The sequence below is a fragment of the Oceanobacillus neutriphilus genome (genome assembly GCF_014645515.1).
GTDB lineage: Bacteria > Bacillota > Bacilli > Bacillales > Amphibacillaceae > Oceanobacillus > Oceanobacillus neutriphilus.
The window spans coordinates 1-924 of the sequence record NZ_BMLW01000045.1; the positions used below are offsets into that span (position 1 = coordinate 1).

Annotated in this window: 3 protein-coding genes; all 3 read right to left on the minus strand. The window is 38.7% G+C overall.

Annotated features, from left to right (window positions below; translation table 11 throughout):
* Window positions 1–10: 10 nt before the first annotated feature.
* The 3 genes from IEX29_RS26380 to IEX29_RS26385 are packed head-to-tail and all read right to left on the minus strand — an operon-like array spanning window position 11 to window position 840.
* Window positions 11–316 carry a hypothetical protein gene (locus tag IEX29_RS26380; RefSeq protein ID WP_188738870.1) on the minus strand — a complete coding sequence of 102 codons (306 nt, stop codon included), beginning with the start codon at window positions 314–316 and terminating at the stop codon, window positions 11–13.
* 3 nt (window positions 317–319) lie between these two features.
* A complete protein-coding gene (locus tag IEX29_RS27115) occupies window positions 320–442 on the minus strand; it encodes a hypothetical protein (protein ID WP_268239128.1) in 123 nt (40 codons plus the stop codon).
* Window positions 439–840 (minus strand): hypothetical protein, encoded by a 402-nt coding sequence (locus IEX29_RS26385; protein ID WP_188738872.1) that lies wholly within the window; start codon window positions 838–840, stop codon window positions 439–441. Before IEX29_RS26385 ends, IEX29_RS27115 begins: the two co-directional genes overlap by 4 nt.
* Window positions 841–924: the final 84 nt, after the last annotated feature.

Consider the following 924-nt stretch of genomic DNA (forward strand, 5'->3'; position numbering starts at 1 on the left):
ATTCCGTATTTCATCCCTTGCTCCTCCTAGTACTAATCTTCACGCCAATATTTCTCAAATACTCTCGGAACTCATGATTGTTCATACCCAAAGCTTTACTAATCTGATCTCTCCGCACACCCGATTCTATTAACATCAGAATCTCTGACTGTTTCATGTCTTGCTTTTTGGATAAGATGCGTTTAAGTTTTTTCTGATTCAATTTGTCATAATTAAGCTTGGATTGAAGCAATTTCATCCTTTGCTTTTGCTTAGTTGTAAGCTTTTCTGCTGATTGCAATGTTTCAATTTCTTGATACATGTCTAATGCATCCATGACTTACCACCAGCTTTGCTCTGGAGCCTGCACTACTTTTCTTTCCAAGGCCTCGTCAAAACACTTCTCACACAGGCTGCTGCGTTCATTTCTTACTTTATCTCCACATTCAATGCATTTTTTCATGTAGATTCTCCTTTCAATTCCTTCCTTGCTCTTTCTCCTTTGTCAAAGTCCATTTCAGAAGGAAGATAATCGAAGAAATTCTCATTATCATAGGGACGTACGTAATTCTTTTCATCCGCATAAAACTCCAAAGCCTCTTTGTAGCGCTGGTTTTGTTTGATTACAAGATTCAAATATTCTTTTGTTTCAAGGTGTTCTTCATCAACCTCATGAAATCGCCTGCACCATTTCCCTGCTTCATCTTTCCAATCGTTTCTATCAAGCTCCAACTCTGGAACATTTTCAGCAAGTTGGACAATATATAAAGCGTCCTGGTATAGAATGGTCGTTGTAAATTCACCGTCCAACTTGGTGTTGTTCTCAATATCTTCTTTTACCTCTTCCAACCGTTCATCCATCACGATTCCCCTTCCTGTGCGTATTCCAGCAAATCTATAGCTCTATCTAGCCCTTGTAGATACCCACCGATATACTCGTTTTTA

Bases quoted from the DNA above. Each gene is read 5' to 3' on its own strand.
- IEX29_RS26380 (WP_188738870.1), bottom strand. From the start codon at position 316: ATGGATGCATTAGACATGTATCAAGAAATTGAAACATTGCAATCAGCA.
- IEX29_RS26385 (WP_188738872.1), bottom strand. From the start codon at position 840: ATGGATGAACGGTTGGAAGAGGTAAAAGAAGATATTGAGAACAACACC.
- IEX29_RS27115 (WP_268239128.1), bottom strand. From the start codon at position 442: ATGAAAAAATGCATTGAATGTGGAGATAAAGTAAGAAATGAACGCAGC.